Source organism: Ornithinibacillus sp. FSL M8-0202 (assembly GCF_037975285.1).
Lineage (GTDB): Bacteria > Bacillota > Bacilli > Bacillales > Amphibacillaceae > Ornithinibacillus > Ornithinibacillus massiliensis.
The window spans coordinates 3,297,593-3,317,499 of record NZ_CP150248.1; the positions used below are offsets into that span (position 1 = coordinate 3,297,593).

Consider the following 19,907-nt stretch of genomic DNA (forward strand, 5'->3'; position numbering starts at 1 on the left):
AAAGTGGCAGAATTCTGCAACAAGGGTGGTACCGCGTGTTTAACTCGTCCCTTATTTACATAAGGAATGGGTTTTTTTGTTTTTTAAAAGAAAAAGTTGGAGTGTGAGTAAAGATGCATATTTTAGATGAATTAGAAAAAAGAGGGTTAATTAATCAGGTTACCGATAGAGAAGGGTTAGAAAAGCATTTAGCTGAAAATGAAGTAACATTATATTGTGGTTTTGATCCAACTGCGGATAGCTTACACATCGGACATCTTGTACCATTAGTGATGTTAAAACGATTCCAAAAGGCGGGACATAGACCGATTGCTTTAGTTGGTGGCGGTACAGGAATGATTGGTGATCCTAGTGGTCGTTCAACAGAGCGCTCTTTAAATACGGAAGAAGTAGTAAAAGGGTATAGTGAAAGCATTAAACAACAAATATCTAAAATTCTTGAAGTAGATCAGAACGAGAATGAAGTAGTAGTTAGAAATAACCATGAATGGTTGGGGAGCATGACGGTTATTGATTTCTTGCGTGATGCGGGTAAGCATTTTGGTGTAAATTACATGCTTGCTAAGGAATCTGTTTCTGCTCGTATAGAACAAGGGATTTCCTTTACAGAATTTAGTTATATGATTTTACAATCTTTAGATTTCCAACAATTATATACACGAGAAAATTGTACATTGCAAATTGGTGGAAGTGACCAATGGGGTAATATTACAGCTGGTATGGAATTAATCCGTCGAGCAAGAGAGAATGAAGAAGATGAAGTGAAGGTATTTGGTCTTACAGTACCACTAATTACCAAGGCAGATGGAACTAAATTTGGAAAAACTGCTGGTGGTGCGATTTGGTTAGACCCAGAAAAGACGAGTCCATATGAGTTCTATCAGTTCTGGATCAATACGGATGACCGCGATGTAATGAAGTTCTTACGCTACTTTACGTTCTTGAATGAAGAGGAGCTACATGAGCTAGAGCAAGAAGTAGAAAATCATCCAGAAAACCGAATAGCTCAAAAGCGATTAGCTGAAGAAATGACTAGAATGGTTCATAGTCAAGAAGCGGTTGAACAAGCACAGAAAATTACAGCTTCCTTGTTCAGTGGAGATTTAAAATCACTTTCTGCAAGTGATATTGAACAAGGTTTTAAAGATGTTCCTTCATTCCATACAGATAAGGAAGATATAGGCATTGTTGATTTATTGGTGAATGCTAAGATTTCATCATCTAAACGACAAGCTAGAGAAGATGTTACCAATGGTGCTATCTATATTAATGGGGAACGACAACAAGATCTTCAATATGTTGTTTCAGAAGCAGATCGAATTGAAGGGAAATTTACGATTATTAGAAGAGGGAAGAAGAAGTACTTCTTGATTCAATATAACAATTAAGTAAAAGTTATGAACAAGATTTGGGTAGTGAATGTTGCCAGATTGACTACATGATGCCTTTAATAAGCTAACAAAAACCAAACTAATTCAAATTCATGGATTTGATATTAGTTTGGTTTTTTCATTTATGTAAGAAATAGAGCTATTGATGGCTGCGGATATAGGCTTCTTCCTCTTCGGGAGTTAGGACTCCTGTTGCCCTTCCTATATTTCCACCTTGTAATTCCCAAATTGTATTATGGTCAACGTCTGCTGTTGTGAAATCTCCTTTAGCCCATTTTTCTAAAATAGTTCGATAGATTTCCTCGTGTTTAAGTTCTGTTTGATCAAGACCTTCAAGTAACCACTGTATTCTCTCGGGCGTTATTTGATAAAAGCCCCATTTTTGCTCAGCCTTTACTTTTTGGTGACTCATTCCATGGATATATTCTTGATAGTCAGCGTCGGTCAATTGATCTGCTGTTTTTCTTTGTCCAAATGGGTTTAATCCTTGTTCCTCATAGGACGCTGCTTGTTCTTCTGTAATGGTACCACCTACCGATTCTCGAATGTCTTCTAAGGATTCAGATACATTTGTTTCATTTTTGTCAGTGCTTGCCTCTTTCACATCAGATAGAATTAAAAATCCAAAGTATCCAAGAATGGAAATAGCAACAATACATAAAAAGACTATCAATTTATTCATACTACTTAAAACCTCCTACTACCTAGTTTATTACAGGAGCACTTAAAAATAAATATTCAATTTTCAAAAAAGTAATCTGCTAAGGAGGGGAGGACTTGCATAAGGGGAGAATATAGCGATAAAAAAAACCCTGAAATTTAGTTAAGATACTAAATCTCAGAGTTTTTAAGGTTTTATTAACGAGAATAGAATTCTACGATTAATTGTTCGCTAATTTCAGATGGTAATTCAGAGCGTTCTGGTAAACGATTGAATGTACCTTCTAATTTGTCAGCGTCAAATGTTAAATATTCTGGTACGAAGTTTGTTACTTCGATTGCTTCTTTCACGATATCAAGGTTTCTTGATTTTTCGCGAAGACCAATTGTTTGACCAGGTTTTACTAGGTAAGATGGAATATCAACGCGAGATCCACCAACTGTCACGTGACCGTGGTTTACAAGCTGACGAGCTTGTCTACGAGTACGTGCAAGACCTAAACGATAAACAAGGTTATCAAGGCGAGATTCAAGAAGTACCATGAAGTTTTCACCATGAACACCTTTCATTTTACCAGCTTTATCGAATAGAGTGCGGAATTGACGTTCGTTCAATCCATACATAAAGCGTAGTTTTTGTTTTTCTTGTAATTGAAGACCATACTCAGAAAGCTTTCTGCGTTGGTTAGCTCCGTGTTGCCCAGGAGCATAAGGGCGTTTATCTAGCTCTTTGCCAGTTCCAGTTAATGAAATGCCAAGACGACGTGATTTTTTCCATACAGGACCAGTATATCGTGCCATAGGACATTTCCTCCTTTTTATTTTATTTGCATAAAATAAAATTCCAACCGTGATCGCGCCAAACGCCATTATGTTTTCATGTACCATCGCTCCAGCAGCTGAGAGTTACGCGATACACCTCGTTATGAGGAACAAAATGGACAGATTGGTGATTCACTTAGGCTGCCTTATTATTTTACACAAAGAATAGTATATAATTTTTTTGGAACTAAGTCAATGATTCTTTTAATAAAAAGGTTGAATAACGTGCTATTTCATATGATAAAATGGTAAATTAAAATCAATATATTATATAATAGCAATAAATAAAATCCTTTGATAGGTGATTATGATGAATATTAGCTCTATACAAGAACAAATCAAATTAATTAACTATAATTCACTTACTACTGTATCACCTACTGGTAAGGACAATTTCTATCAAAATCTATCCACTAGTTTATATAAATTACTGGATTTAGATTTTATTGGTATATACACCTATGATCAAAGTCACAAACAGCTTCAATTAGTAGCACATACGAATAATTCAGTTGAAGCATTTTCAAATAAAATTGCAGATCCTCATAATAAGTATTGGAATACCATTATACAGAATCAGACCTTCATGGAAATTGCCGAGGAGGATAATGTATTTTCATCCGCTAAAACGGAAGAGACTACGATAGCTGTTCCGATACAGCCATCATGTGGTCCGGCTGGAATGATTGTACTAGGTATAGATTCTAAACAAGGGTTAGTGGATGAGCTTTTAATCACGATCAAAGTGGAGCTAGAAAGGTCGTTTACAGTTGTAAATGAAGTCATCCAATCAAAACAAAATGAAGAAAAATACCAAACGTTATATGATATTACGTCTACATTTTTAGTTTTAAATAATAAGACAGAAATATATACAGAAATTATCTCTAGCATCCGTCGTATTTATCCTGACTATGCATTTTACTTATTATTAGCGCAGGATCATGATGAGACATTAGGTTTACCTATAAGGGCAATTGAATTCAGTGACGATTCAACAAAACTAGCTAGCTCTCAGGCCTTTTTAAAGGCGGAAATTCAAATAGAAAACCGAATTCAGGAGAAAAACACGTGTATATATGCGCCTTTGAAGGGATACCAAGGGGTATATGGTGTACTACAAATTATTATCCCCATGATAATAGACTTTCCAGAAGAGGAGATTGCGTTTATTAGGAAGTTTGCTAACACAGCAGGAAAAGCTATCGAAAATACCATTTTATACCAAAATTCGAAGCATCTTGTATCCGATTTGCAATTGATTAATGACTTAACTCACCGATTAAACTCAAACTTAGATTTAACGGAAATAACGAGGCTTGTAAGAGATCAGATCATAAAAATCTGTAAACCTTCCGAAATAGGATTCATCTATAAAAAGCAGGAAATGGCACATCATTTTGAGGCAATTGATGGTAGTACCTCATTTTTTGAGACATTGGAAGGTCGTATGGTAATGCGTACGTTCGTTTCCGATATACTAAAACGTAAAGAAGCCATTTTTTCAGGAGAATTTACATCGAAGGATACTTATTTTCCTTATCACTCTGTAATGGCTTTACCGATGATTAATGCCGGTGAGGTAAATGGTGTTGTTATCGTACTTCATCACGATTCGTATGCATTTTCATTTGACGAGTTTAAACTATTACAATCCATCATTCGTCACTCTACATTAGCCTTTGTTAACACTATTCTAAAAGAACAATTACAAGAGGCAGCTTCAACAGATTACTTAACCCAGCTAAATTCACGAAATTACTTGGATGAAAAAATAATACAGCATATGAAAAGTGGGGAACTGGGGACATTAATTTTATTTGATATTGATAATTTTAAACAAGTTAATGATACATATGGTCACTATATTGGCGATGAAGTAATAAAGCAGGTAGCAACTATTATAAAGTCCAATATTGCGGACAGAGATGTTGCAGCTAGATGGGGTGGAGAAGAACTTGCTGTTTATCTACCTAATACGGAATTAAATGAGGGAGTTCAACTAGCGAGGAAAATAAATACTCAAGTAGAAAGCTTTACAGAACCTAGAGTAACGTTATCGGCAGGTGTTTCTTCCTGGACAAAAGCAACTGATGACTCGGCTAAGAACTTTTTTATTCGAACAGATAAGGCTCTCTATGACGCCAAAAACTATGGAAAAAACTGTGTCGTGAAATATAGCATAGATGAACAGGAAAAAGATAATCTACACGCTTAGTTTTGTAATGACTTGGATTATTAGAATTAAGCTTCGCATTGAGAAATCATTTAGCTGACTTCTAATTAAGAAAAAAAGGTTAGCGCCGTATGCTTTCTACAGATCGAAGTTAAATATCGTTCTCTTACATGTATTAGATAAAACAAAAAGAAGACACGCGCGAGGTACTTCCTGTGCGATGTCTTCTTTTTATTGCTTTTGTTACGCGGGGCGTCTTTCGAACCGATATGGACGAATAAATTATTGTATGAAACCTAAAGATATTTCGTTAATTCGGCAACAAATTTCTCCAAGTATTCTTGATCCGTTTCATCAAAGCGATTTAAAATCGGGCTATCAATATCAAGGACACCGAATATTTCACCATCTTTTATAATAGGAACAACAATTTCTGATTGACTGGCACTGTCACACGCAATGTGTCCAGGGAATTGATGAACATCTTCAATTCGTTGTGTTTTACGTTCTTTAACAGCAGTACCACATACACCTTTTCCATAACCAATACGAATGCAAGCTGGTAATCCTTGGAATGGTCCTAAAACAAGCTCGTCATCTTTCCATAAATAGAACCCCACCCAATTGGTTTCATCAAGAAATTGATTTAATAAGGCAGAGGCATTGGATAAATTAGCAATAACATCTGTTTCACCATCTACTAACGCTGATAACTGCTTAATTAATAGTTCATAATCTTTTACTTTATCACCAGAATATAAACTCGATTGAAACATAGATAAACATCCTCCCAAAAAATAGTTATAATTAATCCTGATGAATGAAGCAGGATAATTTATATTTCTGTCGTATTAATAATATATGAATCTAAATGATTACGAAAGGAGTTGGGTTCAATGAAAGATTCCCCTACTAAAAGAAAAGTAGTTGAGGCTGCTTCTTCACTTTTTTATCAAAAAGGATTCCATGGTACTTCTGTTCGTGACATCGCAGAAAAAGCCTCTGTTAATGTTTCCTCTATAAGTTATTACTTTAAAGGAAAGCAGGGATTATTAGAGTATGCTGTCTCACGTTATTACGAAGAATATTTAGCAATCATTGAAGCAACTCTTGAAGAATCAAGTGATGATACCCCTAATGAAAAATTGAAAAAATTAATACATAAAATTATACAATATAAACATAGTAACCTACAATTATCCTGCTTTATACATCGTGAATTATCCATGGATTCTGTATTTGTTCGTGAAATGGTTGTTACCTACTTAGCGAAAGAAAATTTTATTATTGGAAATGCATTCACCGCTGTAGTTAAAGGCGGTAACGTAGATAAACAAAAATTAGATCGGCAATTTTTACTGATGCAATTAAAAGGTATGCTTGTCACACCTTATGTTTTACATAATGAATGGCGGAGTCAGGTCGTAGGGGATTACTCGCATTCCTTATTTGTTACCAAATATGTTCAGACCATTCATCAATGGATTGATTATATAACCCAATAAGAAAGGAAAGAGGTTGGGACATAGCAAAAGAATTGAATATAAAACCGAATGATACACGATACTAGCTCCGAAATATACGTAGACTCCTGTGGGAGGAAGGGCAAGGTTGAGACTCCTAAAGAAGTAGCACGAGGAGGCTAAGGCAGCCGCCCGGCGGTAAAGAAGACACTGCGAGGTTCTCTCGCGCAGATGTCGACTTATGCTGTGATAAAGTGCAAGGTAGACACTGCGATGGTTTTATCGAGCAGATGTCGCCCCTGTGCTGGAAGCAACCGCAAGTATATTTCCGGAGCGGGATCCTTGCTCATCATACGGTTTTTACTTTAAGATTCATCCTTTTGTCCCAGCCTTTTTTTTCATTCTAGTGTACCTGAAAATTTGAAGGAATTATATAACTACTTTCATAATCTGACAAAAAATCACTTTTTTAATTGATTTTTTTAGCCAAAAATCGCGGATACATGGTATTATAATGATTATAGAAAAATAGCTTTACATGATAAGAGAATCATTTTTATATAAAGGAATTTCTTCTTGGGATTTTTTAGGGGGCTTTACTATGGAATATATTATTGGAATTGTACTTGTCATAATCGCACTAATTATTATAAGCCTTATTATGAGAAAGAGAATTTATGATTTAGTTGACCGCCTAGAGGGTTGGAAGCTAGATGTCATGAACAGAAATGTATCTGCGCAGTTAACAAGAATTAAAGCGCTAAATCTATCTGGTGAGACGCAAGACCGATTCGAATCTTGGAAGGAACGATGGGATTATATACTTTCAAAATCGCTTCCGGATATTGAAGAATATTTATTTGATGCTGAAGAGGCCGCGGACCGATTCCGTTTCTCGAACGCAAAGAAGATTCTGCGAAAAACGGAGCAGAGCTTACAAACAATTGAAAAAGATATTGATAAAATTCTCATTGAATTAGATGCATTAGTTGAATCAGAAGAAACAAGTCGTAAAGAAGTGGAAAATATTCAACCGGCAATTAAACAGTTACGTAAGAAAATTGCACAGAATAGATTCCAATATGGAAAAGCGGAATTACGTTTTGAAGTAGAGATTGACGAACTAGCGGAGATGCTAAATCAATACCATGAATTAGTAGATTTAGGGAATTACACTGAAGCGAAAGAATTAGTAGACTCCCTAAAAGAACGTCTAGATTTACTTACAGTCGAAATGGAAGAGTTTCCAGAAATATATCGAGCATGTAAACAGGATATTCCTGCCCAAATAGATGATTTATATGCTGGAATTAAAGAGATGAAAGAAGAAGGATTCCGCATTGAACATCTAGGCTTTGAAAATGAATTACAAGGGTACCAACAGAGGCTTTTAGATTGTGTTATCGCTCTAGAAAAGGGAACATCAACAGAAGCGAGAACCTTAATGAAAGAGGTTGAAGATCGTATTCAGGAAATGTATCAATTGTTGGAGAAAGAAGCAATTGCCAAGAATTATATGGAAACCCAAGTTCCAAGCTACCAAAAGTCAGTAGAAGAAATTGCGGCATCATTTGAAGAAACGAAATCAGAGGTTGACTTATTGAAGCAAACGTATTATTTTGATGATCAAGATATGGAAAAATACCTATCATTGGAAAAGAGTATTGGACAGCTGCAAAAAATATTCGATGAAGTTGTAGAAGGTCTAGAAGAGGATGATATGCCTCATTCAGAACTGCGAACACAGCTGGAAACTGGATTTAATCAGTTAGAAGAGCTTTATGAAAAGCATCAAGATTTTAAAGCGAGTATTTATAACATGAGGAAAGACGAGATAGAAGCGAAAGAAAAATTAGCTGATATCCGTGAACAAATTAATGAGACGAACCGCAAGATTAAAAAGAGTAATATTCCTGGAGTACCAAATTTTATTTGGAATTCAATGGACGAAGCTTTAGAGAAAAGTAATCATGTATTAAAAGCATTGGAGAAAAGTCCTTTAGATATTGCTGAAGTACAGCGCTCGTTAACGGCAGCTAAAGCAGCAGTGGATTTATTGGTAGAGCAAACGGAAGTCATGGTAGATCAAGCACGTTTAACTGAACAAGTTATACAATATGCTAACCGTTACAGAAGTAAATATCCATTGCTTGCTGCGAAGCTATTAGAAGCAGAGAATTTATTTAGAAGTTATGAATATGAAGTAGCATTGGAACAGGCTGCTAAAGCACTTGAAGAAGTGGAGCCTGGTGCATTAAAGCGAATTGAAGAACATCAATTAATATAAAAAATAAGAATGGTCAGTGAGGCTGCTTTATGGAAAGAGATTTCCTAAAGACAGCCTTCCGTTTTGTGTTTAATATGGAGTTAAGATTAAAAACTTTCACGTTATCGGAAGTTTTTCTATAATGATATTTTGGGATTAAATACGAAATGAATTGTTATAAGCAGCTCTCATTTGTTGCAATAAAAAGTGATAAAAGGAGGATTTTTCATGATATATCTAGATAATAGTGCAACCACGAAACCACATCCAGAAGTGTTACAAAGTTTTCAACAGGTATCAACCAGTTACTTTGCAAATCCTTCTTCTATCCATATCCTTGGTGGAGAGACGGAGAAACTTCTACTAAAATCGAAGGAACAAGCTGCGAATCTTCTAAACGTTTATGAGGATGAAATTATCTTCACATCAGGTGGTACAGAAGGGAATAATACTGCTATTAAGGGAATAGCATTACAGCATCAAGGACGAGGTAAGCATATCATTACCACTGAAATTGAACATCCTTCTGTCTATGAGGCATGTAAAAGTTTAGAAACGCTAGGATTTCAAATAACCTATTTACCTGTAAATGAAGCTGGAGTTGTGTCTGTTGAAGATGTAAAACGTGCCATTCAACCGGATACCATTTTAATTAGTATTATGCATGTTAATAACGAAATTGGTTCCATTCAACCAATAAAAGAAATTGGTGAAATTGCTAAAAACCATCCAAAGCTCTTCTTTCATGTGGATCATGTTCAGGGCTTAGGGAAGGTACCGATTACCCTTTCTAATAGTGGCATTGACTTGTGTACGATGTCAGGACATAAAATCCATGGACTTAAAGGCACTGGTATCCTTTATAAACGTAGAGGTGTAAAGCTATTTCCTTTATTCCACGGTGGAGACCAAGAGTTAAAAGTGCGCTCTGGTACAGAAAATCTAGCTGGTGCAGTGGCGTTTGTAAAAGCACTACGTCTGATTAAAGAAAGACAAGTGAAGGAATCGGAGAAATTAATCCAATTAAACCTTTATTTACGTCAGGAATTAGGAGAAATAAAGGAGGTTGTTATTAATTCTTCTGAGCAAGCAGCACCACATATCCTGAACTTTTCTATTCCGGGATTAAAACCTGAGGTAATGATTCATACTTTAGGAAAGCAAGGAATATTTATTTCAACAAAATCTGCATGTTCCTCTAAAGATTTAGATGAAAGTAGAATTGTAAAGGCGTGTGGATTCTCGCAAGATAGGGCAAAATCGGCATTGCGTGTTAGTCTTTCCTATGACAATACAATGGACGAAATAAAAACGTTTATTCATAAACTGAAAGAAGCAATAACCCAACTAAAAGAAGTAATGGAGTAGATAATAATGGAATTTGATCATATATTAATTCGCTACGGAGAACTAGCGTTAAAAGGTAAGAACCGTAAACTATTTGTAGAAAAACTACAACAAAACATTCGTCATAAATTAATGGATTATCCGGAAGTAAAAGTGAAGAGAACTCAAGGGAGAATGTTTATCCTATTAAATGGAGAAGATCCACAACCAATTATGGAGAAGGTTAAGCATATCTTCGGAATTCATAGCCTAAGTTTAGCGATAAAAGTAGAAAATGAATTGGAAAGCATCAAAGAAGCTGCTTTATATGCGTTGACAAATGCAGAAGAAGTGAAAAAATTTAAAGTTACTGTAAAACGTATTAATAAAGGATTTCCAGTACGATCTCAAGAATTGAATCAAATCTTAGGCGGACATCTCTTAAGCCATACCGATTCATATACGGTAGATGTACACAACCCAGATGTAGAAGTGAAAGTAGAAATACGCCAAGAAGCTACTTACATTACATCAAGTGTTGTACGAGGTGCAGGGGGACTTCCAGTAGGAACCTCTGGTAAGACGCTATTACTGTTATCCGGAGGAATTGACAGTCCAGTTGCAGGCTATCTTGCGATGAAGCGTGGTGTTGAGATTGAAGCAATTCATTTCCATTCGCCACCATTTACAAGTGAACGAGCAAAGCAAAAGGTATTGGATTTAACAGAAAAATTAGCAAGCTTTGGTCCAAGTATTAAAATCCATATCGTTCCGTTTACGAAGCTTCAACAAAAAATATTCCAAGAAACACCTGATGGATACGGCATGACGGTAATGAGAAGGATGATGTTACGCATTAGTGAAAGAGTGTCTCAAAAGGAAGGTATCCTTTCCATGACAACGGGTGAAAATTTAGGTCAAGTAGCAAGTCAAACCATGACTAGTATGAATACGATTAATGAGGTTACGAATTATCCGATTATTAGACCGTTAATTACGATGGATAAGGATGAAATTATCGAGATTTCCAAAAACATTGATACCTTTGATATCTCGATAAGACCTTACGAGGATTGCTGTACTATCTTTGTACCGAAAGCACCGAAAACAAAACCTAAACGTGATCGCGTGAACTATTTTGAATCTAAGTTTGATTATGAGGAATTAATTCAAGAAGCAATTGATGGTATAGAAGTCGTCAGAATTACCGATAAGAAAAAAGCAGAGGATGCGTTTGAAGGTTTATTTTAACCAGAAGTGTATTTAGCAACACTTACCAATTAATAATATGAATGTTTCACCTCTAATACGCACATTATAAGTGTACCAAGGAGGTGAAATACCATGGCAAACAACAATAGCAACAATTCTAACCAATTACTTGTACCTGGTGCTGAACAAGCGCTAGAACAAATGAAGTATGAGATTGCTCAAGAATTTGGTGTTCAACTTGGTGCTGATACAACTTCTCGTGCTAACGGTTCTGTTGGTGGAGAAATTACAAAACGTCTTGTTCAAATGGCTGAACAACAGTTTGGTGGATTTAACGGTTAATACTAATTAAATAGTTTAAATGGCTGAGGACCATTCTCTACCCGAGGATGGTCCTCTTTATAGTGTGCCAGGCATGCACACATTCTCTAGGGTTGAAGTCCTGAATCACGAAGGCAGTAGTAGTGATTAGCTTAAGACAAGGGTGTCTAGGGTGACCTAGAATCTGAAGGAAGTCAGCGGCAAATCTCCGCCTCGAGGAACACAAACTTCATATAAGGCTAGATGTTCTTGGATGAGACTGCTATACAAGTTGAAGTCCTTACTGCCAAAGGGAGCATAGAGTAAATGGAGCGAGGACATGGAGAGGAAGAATGTGTGCTTACCCTGGGAGGTCTGATAGAAATGCGGTACACCTGCCGTAACCGAACATGAGAATGTTCGCTGAACTATCAGAAGTCAGCCGAAGCCATAGTACCGAATGCTCCTAGGGTATTCGGGAAGGGCTGAATCATCTAAGGAGAATTGCCACTTTGCATACGCAACACTTGATGACGCAGAAACATAAGAACCTTCCTAATGGAGGAAACGATGAATCTCGTGGGGGACATTAGAAGGGCTGAAAGTAGTTGCCACATAAGAAGGACGGACAATTCGCGTAGGAGTTCGATATCATGTTGGAAAGAATACTATCACGGGAAAACTTAATACAAGCACTAAAACGTGTAGAAAGAAACAAAGGAAGTCATGGTGTGGATGATATGCCTGTACAAAACCTACGAGCACATATCATGAAACAGTGGACTACCATTCGGGAACAACTCGAAAAGGGAACCTACTACCCTCAACCTGTTCGTCGTGTCGAAATCCCGAAACCAAACGGTGGGAAGAGAAAGTTAGGTATCCCTACCGTGACAGACCGATTCCTCCAACAAGCAATCGCACAAGTCCTAACGGAAGTTTACGACCCTACATTTTCGCGATACAGTTATGGATTCCGTCCAAACAAGCGCGGACATGATGCGGTGAGACAAGCTAGAAATTATATCAAGCAGGGTTACCGTTGGGTAATCGATATGGATTTAGAGAAATTCTTCGATAAAGTAAATCATGACAGACTGATGCGAACATTAAGTAAAAGAATTCAAGACCCAATGGTCTTGAAATTAATCAGAAGATATTTACAGGCAGGAATTATGGAAGATGGGTTAGCTTGTCCTAATACAGAAGGTACTCCCCAAGGAGGCCCCCTAAGTCCACTACTTTCCAATATTGTCCTCGATGAACTGGATAAAGAACTGGAGAAAAGAGGACTTCACTTCGTCCGTTATGCAGACGACTGTAATATCTATGTTCGCTCCAAACGTGCGGGTTTACGAATCATGAATACTATCACTAAATTCATAGAAGAGAAACTGAAACTCAAAGTAAATGGAGACAAAAGTGCGGTAGACCGCCCATGGAGACGCAAATTCCTTGGATTTTCTTTTACCATCCAGAAGGAAACCCCGAAAATCCGGGTTTCAAAAGAAAGTGTAAAACGCTTTAAACAGCGAGTTCGTGAACTGACTTCTAGAAGGAAATCGGTGGCGATGGATAGAAGGATGGAGAAACTAAATCGATTCCTAATAGGTTGGTTAGGCTACTACCAACTGGCAGAAACGCCTTCTTTATTCAAGAAACTAGATGCCTGGATAAGAAGAAGGTTACGAATGATTCGTTGGAAGGAATGGAAGAAAGTCCAAACAAGGTACCATAACTTAATTCGATACGGAATTAAGAAAGGAAAAGCGTGGGAATGGGCTAACACAAGAAAGGGATACTGGCGAATAGCTAAAAGCCCAATCTTGCATAAAGCCCTTGACGACCAATATTGGTCAGGCCAAGGGCTAAAGAGTCTATTTAGTAGATATCAAACGTTACGTTGGACTTAGATGGAACCGCCGTATACGGAACCGTACGTACGGTGGTGTGAGAGGTCGGAGGTTAATCGCCTCCTCCTACTCGATTTTGTTTATGCATAAAATTGGAAACTTGTGGCAAACTATCGTTATTAAATCGTGGAGATGGAAGCATGGCTTGGATTATTACTGCGCTTGTAATATGTATCATCGTAATACTACTTCTTATCCTCAATGTAAGGATACGAGTTTATTATCGATATCAAAAAACAAATCATTTTATGACAGTGGATATATATTATATCCGATTACGAATCATCCATCGGAAACTGATTTTAAATGACGAGTCTCAAAAAGAAAAAACGTCTATCCTAGACATGCTCGAAGAAATGGACCTGGAAGATTACAAAGATATGAAGCAAGTCGTACAAACCGTAATCCCTTCCTTCAAAGAAGTGAAGAAGATAATCAAAATGATGATGAAAAGTATTGTCATCCATCAATTATTATGGAGAACGGATTTTGGTACTGGTGATGCCGCTTCAACTGGGATTATGTCTGGAGGAGTATGGATGATGAAAGGGACCGTTGTTAGCTTTTTTCATGAATTATCTAATCTAAGCTGCCAACCGAAACTATCTGTCACACCCCATTTTCAACAAAGAGGACTATATTCTGAAATAGATTGCATTGTATCTATCCGATTAGGAAAAGCTATTCACACCGGGTTACGTATATTACGAAATAGTAATTTGAACAAGGAAATATATACTTAGACAAGGAAAATTAAAAAGGAGGATAACAATGGAGGAACATCCGATTCAAGGTCTTATGACGACAGCTATGGAAAGTTTAAAGGATATGGTAGAGGTCAATACAATAATTGGTGATCCTATTGAATCTCCGGATGGAAGTGTCATTATTCCAGTGTCAAAAGTAGGGTTTGGATTCGCTGCAGGTGGAAGTGAATTTGTACCAAGTGATTCTGGATCTGGCACCGGATCTGGGGGAGATAGTGATAGTGCTAGTAGTGAAGCGGTATTCCCTTTTGGCGGTGGTAGTGGTGGTGGTGTATCGATTACACCGGTAGCCTTTTTAATAGTAAATCATAAAGGGATTAAAATGGTACACTTAGATCAAAACACGCATATCTATGAAAAGCTAATAGACTTTGCTCCAAAAGCTGTTGAAAAAATTCAGCAATTACTAAAAGAGAGTAGCCAAAGTAAAGGACAAGGTTCTAAAGAGAAGCAAAAGAGTAATGAAACGAAGGATAGTGGAGATAAGAGGGATAAAGACGTGGATGAAAATAAGCAATCTGGAGATAAAAAGAAAGAATCCGATGAGGCATCAATCTACGATATTTAAGACAATGGCGATTCTTTTCTTGGAAATCGCCATTTTATTCTACTATAATAGAAATAAGTCTATGGAATAGGAGGAAGAAAATGGTTAATGTTACGTTTAAACAAGAGCCAGTTACATTAGTAGGAAACGAATTAAAGGTCGGGGATCAAGCTCCAGATTTTACGGTTCTTACGAATGACTTAGAAGAAAAATCACTAGCAGATTACAAAGGGAAGATTAAATTAATAAGTGTCGTTCCATCGGTTGATACAGGTGTTTGCTCGATACAAACAAATCGCTTTAATGCAGAGGCACAAAAGCTAGAAAATGTACAAGTTCTAACGGTAAGTATGGATTTACCTTTCGCTCAAAAACGCTGGCGTGAAGTGAATAATGTAGAAAGTCTTGATTTACTTTCTGATCATCGTGATGCAGATTTCGGTGAAAAATATGGCGTTTTAATAAAAGAACTTCGTCTTCTTGCTCGTTCTATATTTGTAGTAGATTCCAGTGATAAGGTTGCTTATGTTGAATATGTTTCTGAAGTGTCCGACCATCCTGACTACGATAAAGCACTAGAAGCGGCTAAACAGGCAGAATAAAGGATGAAAAAGTCTCTCGCTATAGGTATTGATTCCCAAAGGTTATTCCATTGGGGTCATACCTTATACGGGGACTTTTTTTCATTAATCTTTAATGAAATAAAAATCTTCTGTCTAAATCATTATCTTGTACAGGGTGTGCTGCATCTGATACAATATAACGGGTCTCAATGGAACGGAGGATTATAATATGGAAAAAACAAAGGTTGAAAACTTGTTTGAATGGATGGATGAGACTACCCAAGTCATTGAACAACATTTAAATGAGCCCTATCTGGATAGTTTAGTTCTGGCATTAGAAACACTTTATTATCAGAGTCCGGAAGAATCGATGGATGATATCCTCACACATAAACTGAATACGGCATTAGAACGCATTCAGTTGGACGATTATCATGCTGATGATATACGCAAAGCTATTCAGTTTGCCGTGTTAAAAGGAATGAAGGATACGACACAACAGCAGCATTTGATTACCCCTGAAGCTGTCTCGTTACTTGTAGGTTATCTCGTTCAAAAATTAGTCAAAAGTGAAACATTACGTATTTTTGATCCTGCTTCGGGCACTGGTAATATGCTCACAACCGTTATATCACAATTAGATCAATCAGTTGAGGCTTACGCTAGTGAAGTCGATCCGACTTTAATACAATTAGCTTTAATTAGTGCTAATTTACAAAAAACACCTATTGAATTTTTCCATCAGGATAGCCTAAGACCCTTCTTATTAGATCCAGTAGATTTAATTGTCTCGGACTTACCTGTAGGGTATTATCCAGACGACATTCGTGCAGCAAGCTATGAATTGAAAGCAAAAGAAGGTCACTCCTTCAGTCACCATTTGTTTATCGAGCAAAGCTTAAATTATACAAAACATGGTGGCTATTTAGTATTGATGGTACCGAACTTCATCTTTGAGAGTGAAGGAAAGGACGAGCTGCATGCTTTCATTCAGAAGCATGCCCATATCGTTGGGGTAATTCAGCTACCGGAAAGTGCTTTTAAAGCTAAGAAAAATGCTAAATTCATATTAATCCTGCAGAAGAAGGGGAAAAATACAGAGGGACCGAAACAACCATTACTAGTACAGCTTCCTTCGTTGAAAAATACTAGAGCGATGGAGGATGTCTTAAGTAAAATGAATAATTGGTTTAAAGATTATCATAACAACAGGAGTGAACAAAGTTGACAAACGTATTAGCTATTAATGCTGGAAGCTCATCGTTAAAATTCCAGCTTATTCAAATGCCAGAAGAGATTGTAAAGGCTAAAGGGCTTGTAGAAAGAATTGGCTTACCTGAGGCGGTATTTACATTTGAAGTAGACGAAAAAGATAAACAAATTACCGATATTCCGAATCATGAGGTAGCAGTAAAATTATTATTAGACAAGCTTACATCATCTGGAGTAATTCAATCATTAGAAGAAATTAATGCTGTTGGACATCGTATTGTTCATGGTGGCGAAAAGTTTAATGACTCTGTTTTAATAACGGAACAAGTTATTAAAGATATTGAAGAAGTTTCTGAACTTGCACCATTACATAATCCAGCAAACTTAACAGGGGTTCATGCTTTTAAGGAAGTTTTACCGAATGTTCCAATGGTAGCAGTCTTTGATACAGCTTTCCATCAAACAATGGAACCTAAGTCATATTTATATAGCTTACCATATGAGTATTATGAGAAATATGGTATCCGTAAATATGGCTTCCACGGGACATCCCATAAATATGTTTCACAACGTGCGGCAGAAATAATGGGTAAACCGATTGAAGATTTACGTTTGATTTCCTGCCATTTAGGAAATGGAGCAAGTATAGCAGCTATTAAAGGTGGTAAATCTATTGATACTTCTATGGGCTTCACTCCTTTAGCTGGTGTAACAATGGGGACACGCTCTGGTAACATTGACCCAGCACTAATTCCATATATTATGGAAAAGACAGGGCAAACAGCAGAAGAGGTTATCAATGTACTGAATAAAGAAAGCGGAATGCTTGCATTATCTGGATTTTCAAGTGATTTACGCGATATTGAAGGACAAGCAGATACAAACAAACGTGCGGAATTAGCACTTGATGTGTTTGCAAGTAGAATTCATAAATATATTGGCTCTTATGGTGCAATTATGTCGGGAATTGATGCCGTTATTTTCACAGCTGGTGTTGGTGAGAATAGTGACACGATGCGTGCTAAAGTATTAAACGGATTAGAATTTATGGGTATTTATTGGGATCCAACATTAAATCATGCCGCAAGAGGTAAAGAACAAGTGATTAGTTACCCACATTCACCTGTGAAAGTTATCGTTATTCCTACCAATGAGGAAGTAATGATTGCTCGTGATACTATCCGTCTAGCACAATAACCAAAAATACTAAAGATTAGTGGGTAAAGTCATCGGCGGATGGTTTACCCACTATTTTCTTTTAGAGCTATTGTGCGAAGTGATTAAAGCTTAATCAGTTAGATTTCAAGCAAAAACGGTTATCGTACTACAAGTACATCACAGGAAGCATGTCTCGTGATACTTTCCGATACACTACCAATTAAAAATCTTTCCACTGTATTCATCCCAGTTGCTCCACAAATAATTAAATCTGCTTTGACATTATTCGCTATATCTTTTGCAATCTTCACTTTAGGGGAACCGTATTCTATACAATAGGAGATATTGTTAATACCAGCTTTTTTGGCATTTTCCGTATAATGTTGAATTAGCTCTTTGCCATATTCTTCTGCTTTACGTGATAATGTCCCATCATAAGACTCTGCATAGGCAAAAGAACGATAGTCCACTACATGTGCAATAATTAAATGAGCATTATTGCGCATCACAATATCAAGTGCCTTGTTAAAAGCTATTTCAGAGGCAGGAGAACCATCAATTGCAACTAATATATGTTTATACTCATATCTCATCCTTCTCTCCCCTTTCTTATCTACCATTATTATACAATAAAAACGCTTTCATTTGGTAAAAGTAAACAGGCCTTTCTTGACGAAAAACGCACAAACTAACAATGGGGGTGAATTCATGGCTAAGAATAAGAATAAAAATAAACACAAATTATTCGAAGACCCAAGTGGTGTTTCCGCTGTACAGAACCAGCTATTTGAGAGTTATCAAAGTGGTGTAGTAGAAGATCAATTACACAATAACAAAGGGATATGGGCATTTAACAATAGAAAGGCATAATGTTCAAGTAAACAATCTACTCGAATTTTGGGTAGATTGTTTTTTGGATATTCGGTATTCTAATATTAATAGTAGTTTTTTTTACAAAATTTGATACAATGGAAGTGCTTACAATATTACAGGGAAGGTGTTCCAAATGAAAATTGGGGTTCCAAGAGAGATAAAAAATAATGAGAACAGAGTCGCGATTACACCAGCTGGAGTCATGTCCTTAAAAAACGCTGGTCATGATGTATTGGTTGAAACAAATGCAGGTATCGGTTCTGGATTTACCGATGACCAATATATACAAGCTGGTGCAGTAATAGTGGATACTGCAAAAGAGGTATGGGAACAGGAAATGGTGATGAAAGTAAAAGAACCATTACCTGAAGAATATGACTATTTTTATGAAGGATTAATATTGTTTACATATCTTCATTTGGCAGCAGAGCCAGAGCTTACACGTGCTTTACTTGAGAAAAAAGTAATTGGACTGGCTTATGAAACGGTTCAACTAAGTAATGGTTCTTTACCATTATTAACACCGATGAGTGAAGTGGCAGGTCGTATGGCTGCTCAAATCGGAGCTCAATTTTTAGAGAAACCAAAAGGTGGAAAAGGGATATTACTAGCAGGAATCCCTGGGGTTAAAAGAGCTAATGTAACGATTATTGGCGGTGGTGTAGTAGGTACTAATGCAGCGAAAATCGCAGTTGGATTAGGAGCAAATGTTACGATTCTAGATCTAAATCCGGAAAGGCTACGCTATTTAGATGATATTTTTGGTTCTTCGATTAATACGATGATTTCTAACCCACTGAATATTGCTGAATGTGTTCGTGAATCAGATTTAGTAATTGGTGCAGTACTTATTCCTGGAGCAAAAGCACCGAGGCTAGTGACCGAGGAAATGGTTAAAGCGATGTCAGAGGGCTCTGTTATAGTAGATGTTGCCATTGACCAAGGTGGAATCTTTGAAACGAGTGATCGAATTACTACCCATGATAATCCGACGTATACGAAGCATGGTGTGCTTCATTATTCTGTTGCAAACATGCCAGGAGGAGTACCTAGAACATCTACGATTGGTTTAACCAATGTAACAGTGCCATATGCATTACAAATAGCTAATAAAGGATACCGCGATGCATGTCTAGGAAATACAGCATTATTAAAGGGATTGAATACGCTTGATGGCTATGTAACCTATGAAGCAGTCGCAGCAGCACATGGATTGGAATATAGAAGTGTAGAAAACTTATTAGGTTAAAAAATAAAG

Annotated in this window: 19 protein-coding genes and 1 other annotated feature (1 of these 20 cut by a window edge); of the genes, 15 read left to right on the forward strand and 4 right to left on the reverse strand. The window is 36.8% G+C overall.

Translation table 11 applies throughout. The features are described from left to right. Nucleotides 1-55, forward strand: a binding site (T-box leader); it begins 162 nt to the left of the window's first position. A gap of 58 nt (nucleotides 56-113) precedes the next feature. Next, complete coding sequence (tyrS, locus tag MKY78_RS16615; protein WP_339214277.1) at nucleotides 114-1,388, forward strand: tyrosine--tRNA ligase; 1,275 nt, start codon at nucleotides 114-116, stop codon at nucleotides 1,386-1,388. 142 nt (nucleotides 1,389-1,530) lie between these two features. On the opposite strand, the gene MKY78_RS16620 is transcribed toward tyrS, so the two are convergent. Both MKY78_RS16620 and rpsD read right to left on the reverse strand, forming a co-directional pair. Continuing rightward, on the reverse strand, nucleotides 1,531-2,073 hold the full coding sequence (locus tag MKY78_RS16620; RefSeq protein WP_339214278.1) for a DUF6241 domain-containing protein: 543 nt from the start codon (nucleotides 2,071-2,073) through the stop codon (nucleotides 1,531-1,533). A gap of 176 nt (nucleotides 2,074-2,249) precedes the next feature. Then, nucleotides 2,250-2,852 carry a 30S ribosomal protein S4 gene (gene rpsD, locus MKY78_RS16625; RefSeq protein WP_339214280.1) on the reverse strand — a complete coding sequence of 201 codons (603 nt, stop codon included), beginning with the start codon at nucleotides 2,850-2,852 and terminating at the stop codon, nucleotides 2,250-2,252. Nucleotides 2,853-3,183: 331 nt separating this feature from the next. On the opposite strand from rpsD, the gene MKY78_RS16630 reads away from it, so the two are divergent. Beyond that, a complete protein-coding gene (locus MKY78_RS16630) occupies nucleotides 3,184-5,091 on the forward strand; it encodes a sensor domain-containing diguanylate cyclase (RefSeq protein WP_339214282.1) in 1,908 nt (635 codons plus the stop codon). A 254-nt stretch (nucleotides 5,092-5,345) separates the two neighbouring features. Here the strand turns inward: MKY78_RS16630 and MKY78_RS16635 are convergent, their stop codons facing one another. Further along, nucleotides 5,346-5,825, reverse strand: a complete 480-nt coding sequence (locus tag MKY78_RS16635) for a GAF domain-containing protein (RefSeq protein WP_339214284.1) — start codon at nucleotides 5,823-5,825, stop codon at nucleotides 5,346-5,348. Between the two features lie 120 nt (nucleotides 5,826-5,945). Here MKY78_RS16635 and refZ point away from each other — a divergent pair, with 120 nt between their 5' ends. The 11 genes from refZ (at nucleotide 5,946) to MKY78_RS16690 (ending at nucleotide 17,815) form a co-directional block, all read left to right on the forward strand. Next, nucleotides 5,946-6,554: a forespore capture DNA-binding protein RefZ gene (refZ, locus tag MKY78_RS16640; protein WP_339214286.1), complete on the forward strand. Its 609-nt coding sequence runs from the start codon at nucleotides 5,946-5,948 to the stop codon at nucleotides 6,552-6,554. A gap of 559 nt (nucleotides 6,555-7,113) precedes the next feature. Then, nucleotides 7,114-8,799 carry a septation ring formation regulator EzrA gene (gene ezrA / locus MKY78_RS16645; RefSeq protein WP_339214288.1) on the forward strand — a complete coding sequence of 562 codons (1,686 nt, stop codon included), beginning with the start codon at nucleotides 7,114-7,116 and terminating at the stop codon, nucleotides 8,797-8,799. Nucleotides 8,800-9,006: 207 nt separating this feature from the next. Further along, nucleotides 9,007-10,146: a cysteine desulfurase family protein gene (locus tag MKY78_RS16650; protein WP_339214290.1), complete on the forward strand. Its 1,140-nt coding sequence runs from the start codon at nucleotides 9,007-9,009 to the stop codon at nucleotides 10,144-10,146. Between the two features lie 6 nt (nucleotides 10,147-10,152). After that, nucleotides 10,153-11,355 (forward strand): tRNA uracil 4-sulfurtransferase ThiI, encoded by a 1,203-nt coding sequence (gene thiI, locus MKY78_RS16655; RefSeq protein WP_339214291.1) that lies wholly within the window; start codon nucleotides 10,153-10,155, stop codon nucleotides 11,353-11,355. 93 nt (nucleotides 11,356-11,448) lie between these two features. Further along, complete coding sequence (locus MKY78_RS16660; protein WP_211742594.1) at nucleotides 11,449-11,658, forward strand: alpha/beta-type small acid-soluble spore protein; 210 nt, start codon at nucleotides 11,449-11,451, stop codon at nucleotides 11,656-11,658. A 608-nt stretch (nucleotides 11,659-12,266) separates the two neighbouring features. Further along, nucleotides 12,267-13,529: a group II intron reverse transcriptase/maturase gene (gene ltrA, locus MKY78_RS16665; protein WP_188384654.1), complete on the forward strand. Its 1,263-nt coding sequence runs from the start codon at nucleotides 12,267-12,269 to the stop codon at nucleotides 13,527-13,529. A gap of 140 nt (nucleotides 13,530-13,669) precedes the next feature. Further along, a complete protein-coding gene (locus MKY78_RS16670) occupies nucleotides 13,670-14,272 on the forward strand; it encodes a DUF2953 domain-containing protein (protein ID WP_339214293.1) in 603 nt (200 codons plus the stop codon). A gap of 28 nt (nucleotides 14,273-14,300) precedes the next feature. Then, entirely contained in the window at nucleotides 14,301-14,864 is a 564-nt protein-coding gene (ytfJ, locus tag MKY78_RS16675; RefSeq protein ID WP_339214294.1) for a GerW family sporulation protein, read from the forward strand. Nucleotides 14,865-14,944: 80 nt separating this feature from the next. Beyond that, nucleotides 14,945-15,445, forward strand: a complete 501-nt coding sequence (gene tpx / locus MKY78_RS16680) for a thiol peroxidase (protein ID WP_339214295.1) — start codon at nucleotides 14,945-14,947, stop codon at nucleotides 15,443-15,445. Between the two features lie 190 nt (nucleotides 15,446-15,635). Continuing rightward, nucleotides 15,636-16,634, forward strand: coding sequence for a class I SAM-dependent methyltransferase (locus MKY78_RS16685; RefSeq protein WP_339214297.1), 999 nt, complete (start codon nucleotides 15,636-15,638; stop codon nucleotides 16,632-16,634). Beyond that, on the forward strand, nucleotides 16,631-17,815 hold the full coding sequence (locus MKY78_RS16690; protein ID WP_339214299.1) for an acetate kinase: 1,185 nt from the start codon (nucleotides 16,631-16,633) through the stop codon (nucleotides 17,813-17,815). Before MKY78_RS16685 ends, MKY78_RS16690 begins: the two co-directional genes overlap by 4 nt. A gap of 119 nt (nucleotides 17,816-17,934) precedes the next feature. Here MKY78_RS16690 and MKY78_RS16695 read toward each other — a convergent pair whose 3' ends face one another. After that, nucleotides 17,935-18,369, reverse strand: a complete 435-nt coding sequence (locus MKY78_RS16695) for a universal stress protein (protein WP_339214300.1) — start codon at nucleotides 18,367-18,369, stop codon at nucleotides 17,935-17,937. Nucleotides 18,370-18,484: 115 nt separating this feature from the next. Here MKY78_RS16695 and MKY78_RS16700 point away from each other — a divergent pair, with 115 nt between their 5' ends. Together MKY78_RS16700 and ald are read left to right on the forward strand one after the other, a co-directional pair. Then, the gene (locus MKY78_RS16700; RefSeq protein WP_339214301.1) at nucleotides 18,485-18,646 is read left to right on the forward strand and encodes a hypothetical protein; all 162 of its coding nucleotides are present in this window, start codon (nucleotides 18,485-18,487) and stop codon (nucleotides 18,644-18,646) included. Nucleotides 18,647-18,782: 136 nt separating this feature from the next. Further along, complete coding sequence (gene ald, locus MKY78_RS16705) at nucleotides 18,783-19,898, forward strand: alanine dehydrogenase (protein WP_339214303.1); 1,116 nt, start codon at nucleotides 18,783-18,785, stop codon at nucleotides 19,896-19,898. The last annotated feature ends 9 nt before the right edge of the window (nucleotides 19,899-19,907 follow it).

Coding starts and splice junctions, on each gene's coding strand:
- tyrS (WP_339214277.1), top strand. CDS start 114: ATGCATATTTTAGATGAATTAGAAAAAAGAGGGTTAATTAATCAGGTT.
- tpx (WP_339214295.1), top strand. CDS start 14,945: ATGGTTAATGTTACGTTTAAACAAGAGCCAGTTACATTAGTAGGAAAC.
- MKY78_RS16650 (WP_339214290.1), top strand. CDS start 9,007: ATGATATATCTAGATAATAGTGCAACCACGAAACCACATCCAGAAGTG.
- MKY78_RS16635 (WP_339214284.1), bottom strand. CDS start 5,825: ATGTTTCAATCGAGTTTATATTCTGGTGATAAAGTAAAAGATTATGAA.
- MKY78_RS16695 (WP_339214300.1), bottom strand. CDS start 18,369: ATGAGATATGAGTATAAACATATATTAGTTGCAATTGATGGTTCTCCT.
- MKY78_RS16660 (WP_211742594.1), top strand. CDS start 11,449: ATGGCAAACAACAATAGCAACAATTCTAACCAATTACTTGTACCTGGT.
- thiI (WP_339214291.1), top strand. CDS start 10,153: ATGGAATTTGATCATATATTAATTCGCTACGGAGAACTAGCGTTAAAA.
- MKY78_RS16685 (WP_339214297.1), top strand. CDS start 15,636: ATGGAAAAAACAAAGGTTGAAAACTTGTTTGAATGGATGGATGAGACT.
- refZ (WP_339214286.1), top strand. CDS start 5,946: ATGAAAGATTCCCCTACTAAAAGAAAAGTAGTTGAGGCTGCTTCTTCA.
- ytfJ (WP_339214294.1), top strand. CDS start 14,301: ATGGAGGAACATCCGATTCAAGGTCTTATGACGACAGCTATGGAAAGT.
- MKY78_RS16700 (WP_339214301.1), top strand. CDS start 18,485: ATGGCTAAGAATAAGAATAAAAATAAACACAAATTATTCGAAGACCCA.
- MKY78_RS16620 (WP_339214278.1), bottom strand. CDS start 2,073: ATGAATAAATTGATAGTCTTTTTATGTATTGTTGCTATTTCCATTCTT.
- MKY78_RS16670 (WP_339214293.1), top strand. CDS start 13,670: ATGGCTTGGATTATTACTGCGCTTGTAATATGTATCATCGTAATACTA.
- MKY78_RS16630 (WP_339214282.1), top strand. CDS start 3,184: ATGAATATTAGCTCTATACAAGAACAAATCAAATTAATTAACTATAAT.
- rpsD (WP_339214280.1), bottom strand. CDS start 2,852: ATGGCACGATATACTGGTCCTGTATGGAAAAAATCACGTCGTCTTGGC.
- ald (WP_339214303.1), top strand. CDS start 18,783: ATGAAAATTGGGGTTCCAAGAGAGATAAAAAATAATGAGAACAGAGTC.
- ezrA (WP_339214288.1), top strand. CDS start 7,114: ATGGAATATATTATTGGAATTGTACTTGTCATAATCGCACTAATTATT.